General features: G+C 59.4%; 8 protein-coding genes and 1 pseudogene. All 9 read left to right on the top strand.

Annotation, left to right across the window (positions count from 1 at the left end):
* Positions 1–409, top strand: a 409-nt coding sequence (locus AC1DH9_RS19145) for a phage baseplate assembly protein V (RefSeq protein ID WP_477808588.1), incomplete at its 5' end; no start/stop codon positions are given.
* Positions 409–807 (top strand): phage GP46 family protein, encoded by a 399-nt coding sequence (locus AC1DH9_RS19140; RefSeq protein WP_054595959.1) that lies wholly within the window; start codon positions 409–411, stop codon positions 805–807. The genes AC1DH9_RS19145 and AC1DH9_RS19140, both read left to right, overlap by 1 nt.
* On the top strand, positions 797–1,837 hold the full coding sequence (locus tag AC1DH9_RS19135; RefSeq protein WP_427544596.1) for a baseplate J/gp47 family protein: 1,041 nt from the start codon (positions 797–799) through the stop codon (positions 1,835–1,837). Before AC1DH9_RS19140 ends, AC1DH9_RS19135 begins: the two co-directional genes overlap by 11 nt.
* On the top strand, positions 1,825–2,424 hold the full coding sequence (locus AC1DH9_RS19130) for a YmfQ family protein (RefSeq protein ID WP_427544594.1): 600 nt from the start codon (positions 1,825–1,827) through the stop codon (positions 2,422–2,424). The genes AC1DH9_RS19135 and AC1DH9_RS19130 overlap by 13 nt, the downstream gene beginning before the upstream one ends.
* A 10-nt stretch (positions 2,425–2,434) precedes the next feature.
* Positions 2,435–3,289 (top strand): glycine-rich domain-containing protein, encoded by an 855-nt coding sequence (locus tag AC1DH9_RS19125; RefSeq protein WP_477749003.1) that lies wholly within the window; start codon positions 2,435–2,437, stop codon positions 3,287–3,289.
* Positions 3,180–3,944 (top strand): hypothetical protein, encoded by a 765-nt coding sequence (locus AC1DH9_RS19120; protein WP_427544593.1) that lies wholly within the window; start codon positions 3,180–3,182, stop codon positions 3,942–3,944. Before AC1DH9_RS19125 ends, AC1DH9_RS19120 begins: the two co-directional genes overlap by 110 nt.
* A 130-nt stretch (positions 3,945–4,074) precedes the next feature.
* Positions 4,075–4,968: a gp53-like domain-containing protein gene (locus tag AC1DH9_RS19115; RefSeq protein ID WP_427544591.1), complete on the top strand. Its 894-nt coding sequence runs from the start codon at positions 4,075–4,077 to the stop codon at positions 4,966–4,968.
* Between the two features lies 1 nt (position 4,969).
* Positions 4,970–5,476, top strand: a complete 507-nt coding sequence (locus AC1DH9_RS19110; protein WP_427544589.1) for a tail fiber assembly protein — start codon at positions 4,970–4,972, stop codon at positions 5,474–5,476.
* 21 nt (positions 5,477–5,497) lie between these two features.
* Positions 5,498–6,126, top strand: a pseudogene (locus AC1DH9_RS19105) (phage tail protein); the annotation flags it as partial.

Raw genomic sequence — 6,126 nt, 5'->3', positions numbered from 1 at the left:
GAACGACGACATGGAGCACTTCGAACCCTACGGTTTCACCAGCAACCCGCTGGCCGGTGCCGAAGGTATCGCGACCTTTCTCGGCGGAGATCGCTCTCATGCCGTGGTGCTGGTGGTCGCCGATCGCCGCTATCGCCTCAAGGCGCTGGCGCCCGGTGAAGTGGCGATCTACACCGACGAAGGGGACAAGGTCCACTTCAAGCGCGGACGGATCATCGACATCGAAACCACCACGCTGAACATCCGCGCCAGCAGTGCTGTGAACATCGACACGCCGACCCTGACCCAGACCGGCAAGATCGTCTCCCAGGGGGACCAGGTCGCTGGCGGTATCAGCCAGATCAAACACGTGCATCCGGGCGTCCAGCCGGGCAACGGCCAGACCGCTGCCCCTGCAGGAGGTCAGTGATGTTCATCAGTCATGACCTCAAAACCGCACTGACCCGTTCGGTGCTGATCAGCCTCTTCACCTGGCGCCGCGCCGCCGATGATGACTTCCTCGATGACGACGAACGCTTCGGCTGGTGGGGCGACAGTTTTCCCACGGTGGCCGACGACCGTATCGGCTCGCGCCTGTGGCTGCTGCGCCGGGTCAAGTTGACCCGGCAGACCCAGCTCGACGCCGAATTTTATGCCCGCGAAGCCCTGCAATGGCTGATCGACGACGGCCATTGCAGCGCCATCGAGATTCTCAGCGAACGCCTCGACGACCAGCGCTTGAACCTGCGCACGGTCCTGACCCTGGCTGACGGTGAGCGTCTGGACATCAACCCTGAACACAGTTGGCAGGTGACCTATGCCGTTTGAAACGCCTTCGCTGCCGGTGCTGATCAAGCGCACCCAAAGCGACCTGGCCAGCGATTCGCTGCGCCAGTCCGATGCGCAAGTTCTGGCCCGAACCCTCGGCGGTGCAGCCTTTGGCCTGTATGGCTATCTGGACTGGATCGCCGAGCAGATTCTGCCGGACAAGGCCGATGAACCGACCCTGGAACGCATCGCCGCGCTACGCCTCAACCAGCCGCGTAAAGCGGCGCAATCCGCCCGGGGAGCCGTCAGCTTCAGCGCCACGGCGGGCGCGGTGCTGGATGTCGACACCCTGCTGCAATCGAGCGACGGTCGCACCTACAAAGTGACCGCCGCGAGCACCACCAGCAATGGCCTCAACAGCACCACCATCGCCGCGCTGGACGCCGGGTCTCTCGGCAATGCCGATGCGGGCATGACGCTGATCCCGGTGCAACCGATCCAGGGCATCGGTGGAGTCTTCACCGTGCTGGCGCCGGGACTGACCGGCGGCATCGCTCGCGAAAGCCTCGAATCGCTGCGCTCGCGGGTGATCCGCTCGTACCGCATCATCCCTCACGGCGGCTCGGCGCAAGACTATGAAACCTGGGCGCTGGAGTGCCCGGGAATCACCCGCGCCTGGTGTCGCGGCAGCTACCTGGGGCCGGGCACCGTCGGTTTGTTCGTCATGCGTGACGACGACCCGCAGCCGGTTCCGGATGCTACGCAACTGGCGTTGGTCCAGGCGTACATCGAGCCTTTGCGCCCGGTCACTGCCGAGCTGCATGTGCTGGCACCGGTGCAGATGCCGGTGACCTACAACCTGCGTTTGACCCCCGACACCAGTGCCGTGCGCGCCGCGGTCGAAGCGCAGTTGCGCGACTTGCACAACCGTGAGGCCGGGCTCGGTGAAACCTTGCTGCTGACTCACATCGCCGAAGCCATCAGCAGCGCCACCGGCGAAAGCGATCACAAACTGGTCGCGCCAGCCGCCGACGTTACGGCCGCGAGCAATCAGCTGCTGACGTTCGGAGGCTGCGTATGGCTGGAATAAGAACCGCCGCGCAATACCAGGCCCAACTGCGCAGCCTGCTGCCCAGCGGCCCGGCCTGGGACCCGGAGCGGGTACCGGAACTGGAGCAAGTGCTGGAAGGCGTCTCCCAGGAACTGGCACGTCTCGACGCCCGCGCCGCCGACCTGCTCAACGAAATGGACCCGGCCGGCGTCAGCGAACTGGTGCCGGACTGGGAACGGGTGATGAACCTGCCCGATCCATGCCTGGGCCTGACCCCGCTGTTCGACGACCGCCGCCTCGCGGTACGCCGGCGGCTGCTCGCGGTTGGCAGCCAGGCAATCAGCTACTTCGTCGAAATCGCCCGCACCCAGGGCTACCCGAACGCCACCATCACCGAACTCGAAGCCCCGCGCATGGGCCGCTCGCGTTTCGGTGCGGCGCACTTCGGTACCTCGCAGGCGCAGTTCATGTGGACCCTCAACACCGGCGGTCGCTTGCTGTTGGGGCGGCGCTTCGGTGCCAGTTACTGGGGCGAACGCTTTGGCATGAACCCGGGCTCGGCGCTGGAGTGTTTGATCCACCGCAGTGCACCGGCGCATACGCTGGTGCACATCAATTATGACTAGGGGATAGGAAATGGATTATCCGAAGAGTGTGCCCAGCGCCGGGTTGATCAGCGGCAAGTTTGTCGATGAAAACCCGCTGACCGGAACGCCGGGGTCGCTGATTCCGGCGGCGTGGGGTAATGGCGTGACGAGTGAGATTCTCGAGGTGATTACCGCCGCCGGCTTGACACCCAGTGAGTCCCACCTTGCTCAGCTCTTGAGCGCCATTCGCAGTATCAGTCGTTCGACAGCCGGTCTTGGCATCCAGCGATTCACCTCGAACGGTAATTTCACTGTTCCGGACGGGGTGACGAAGATTTGGCTCAGTGGTTGTGCTGGGGGAGGTGGCGGAGGTGCTTGCCCGGGGGGCACTAGTGCGACAGCTTCGGGGGGCGGTGGTGGTGGGGCGGGTCAAACGGTCATCAAACTGTTGGTGGCGGTGACGCCCGGGCAGGTTATCCCCATTGTCATCGGGGCTGCCGGCATTGGAGGGAGCGTCGGTGTAGCTGCAACGGCTGGCGGGAACACACTGGTCGGGGCTTCAGGTGCTCTGCTGGTACTGACTGGTGGCAGTCCAGGTTATCCGGGTGTTAACACAACAGGCTTTGTTCCGGGCCCCAGAGGCGGTGAGGGTTTTCCTGCGGGCGGAGATGCGACAGATACCACCGCCAATATAGCTGCAGGCTATGGGGGGGGCGGCGCAAGTGGGCCCTTCGGCACAGGAGGTAGTTCTTCTCGCTCCGGTACGAGCTCTGGTTATCCCGGGAGATCGGCCTATGGCTTCGGTGCCGGAGGTGGCGGTGCTGGCGGTTATTACATTCCAGGGCCTGGAACTGCGCAGCCTGGTGGTCCGGGTGCGCCAGGCCTCATTGTTATCGAGTGGTAAAAGTATGACTAAACAAGTGCTGTACTGCCGTACATCCGGCACAGTCATTGAGTGGCAAGACACCGAGTTGTTTGCCTACGCTGCTCCCTCTGTGATGCTGGGTATTCTGCCGGTCACCGATGAACAGTGGGTCCAGAAAGAGACCCTGCACTGTGTCTCCAATGACGAATTAACCAAAATTGATACCCCTCAGCCTTCTTCAGGCAATGACTGGGATGGTGCTGAAAGGATGCTGGCCTCCGCCAAAGTGACAACGGTAGAGCGTCAGGAAACAGAAAACCTTTGCTCCCGAGTGGACGCAGCAGCAGACAGCGCCCGCAAGGCTCTGACCGGGGATCCGCTGCGTGCGATGGAATATGCGAGCGCTGCCGCCGATGCACAGGCCTTCAAGGACGCGGGTTACCCCAAAAAAGCTGTCCCACTGTCCGTGAGCGCATGGGCCGTCAAAGGCCGAACCGCCCAAGAGGCTGCTGACGACATTCTTGGCAAATCGGCCGAATTCAATAACAGCTTGTTGACCCTGCGCACCCTGCGCTTGAAAGCCAAGGAGCAGATCAGGGCTCAAGTCGCCAAGGGCAAGACTGAACGGGCCAAAGAAGTGTGCGATGCAGCCATTCTGGCCCTGCGTAACGTCGTGGGCGATCTGTCGCAGTAGAACGCAGCGGGTTAGCCCCGGGCACGATGAGTATGAGTCTCTTGAAAGACATGTCTGACGCCCACTAACCCAGTGGGCGTTTTTGTTTTCGTTCAAATATCCCGGTCAAGCAGGCCGGAGGACAAACATTATGGATTATCCAAAAAAAACACCCGGCGTTGGGCTGGTGAATGGCAGGTTTGTCGATGAAAACCCGGTCACCGGGACACCTGGATCGTTGATTCCGGCGAGTTGGGGAAATAGCGTCACTCAGGAAATTCTGAGTGTTGTACAGGCCGCCGGTTTGACACCGGATGAAGCGTCGAACAATCAGTTGCTGGGAGCCTTGCGCAGTTCCAATCTGTTTGTTACGCCACCACAGTTTGACGCAGGAAAGTCGGTGGCGACCTCTGAATTTGTGCAGCGTGCACTCGGGAACTATGCAGGTTCACGCGGGATATCGGCATCAGAGCAACTTACCGTCGCGGACGTTGGTCGTTCGATAGGCCTTGGCGGAACGACAAGTTATACGGTGACGTTGCCGGATGTTAATGCGGTCCCTGCTGGCGCGGTGATAAGCCTGCATTGTCGTGCCAGTTCGGTTGTTACTGTTGCCAGTAATTCAGGGGCTCAAATCACTCCGCAAGGCGCCATGCTCAATAGCATGACTATGACCGCAGGCGAGAATGCGACCTTTGTCAAAGAGTCCGGGGTCTGGACGGTTTACGGTACTGCCAGTCTGAAGTACGCCACCCTGTTCGCGGGTGTCACCGGGGCTTCTGGGTATCAGAAGTATCCGAGTGGCAACATGGATCAGTGGGGTTATGGTGTGACTGATGCGAATGGAGAAATGTATATAACTTTTCCAATCTCTTTTCCCAATGCTTGTGTTTCGGTTGTCGCCAATCATGTCGGTGGTGACATCGCAATGGTCATCCTTATTGGCGGTACCAGTACAAAACAAGGTTGCCGACTTAGAGTTCGAAGCTATACGGGGCAGATGGCGGCTGGCTGGGCTGTTAATTACATTGCGAAGGGGTATTGAATTGAACGGTACAATATTATTTAGCGCGCGAACACGCGGTGCTTATGTCGTCGGGTTAAATGGGGCTGATATCCCTGACGATGTAATAGAGATTCCAAGGGCATATTGGCTTTCGTTGCTTGAAACATTGGCTGGGTCGCCGAAGATGATCTCTGTGCGTCCTGAAGATGGTTACCCGATTCTTGTGGATCCTCCGTCTGTGTCAGCTGAAGTGTCTGCGTCAAATGAACGTGCCTGGCGCGACTCCGAACTGTTTCAAACCGATGGTTTGGTTGCAAGGCATCGTGACGAGCTGGAGGCGGGGGCTGCAACAACGTTATCCGCCGCAGAGTACGAAAGCCTGCAAACCTATCGCCGCAACTTGCGCAATTGGCCGGTTACCGAAGCGTTCCCCACATTGACAGGGAGACCGGTACTGGTTGCCCCCGTTAGCGTTATGGCCGCTCCCGTTAAAAAAGCACGGGTCAGAAAAACGGTGAAGCCGGTAGAACCTGCCATCGCTCAATAGACATTTATAAGGAGTGGAACATTGGATTATCCCAAAAGTGTCCCCGGCGTAGGGCTGGTGAATGGCAAGTTCGTTGATGAAAACGTGGTTTCCGGAACGCCGGGCTCTTTGATTCCTGCGACGTGGGGTAACAGTGTTACTCAGGAAATTCTAACGGTCGTTGCAGGGGCAGGATTAGTACCGTCTGAAGTTGACAATACTCAGTTGTTGAGGGCGATGCAGTTGATCATGGCGAAAGCCAGTCCGATGAATGCTCTGGTAACAACGGTCTCGGGTTCAAAACTGTTGACGGAAAGCGAGCTTGGACTTGTTTTGGTCAACGGCAGCGCAGGGGCAACCACTGTAAGTTTGCCACCTTCCAGTGCGGCTTTAGGTGTTCGTGATGTCATCCTTCGTCGGGTCGACAATACGGGCAATCGTTTGGTCGTACAGGTGTCCGGGACAGACACGGTTAAATTCCATACGCATTTGTCTGCGCCGGGTTATCCGTTTTTCGTACTTATGGGCGCAGGGGATTGGTGGCATTTACGCAGTGACGGTCTGGGCAGTTGGTGGCCGGTGGGCAGGTTCGATGCAACCCCTCTGGGACGTCCGGTTTTTGAAACAACAACGGCGTTCAGCCCAGGTGGTTATGGGGCTTTGAATGGCGC

The sequence above is a fragment of the Pseudomonas sp. 05T35 genome (genome assembly GCF_056396605.1).
This window is presented reverse-complemented; position numbering and strand designations above follow the sequence as displayed.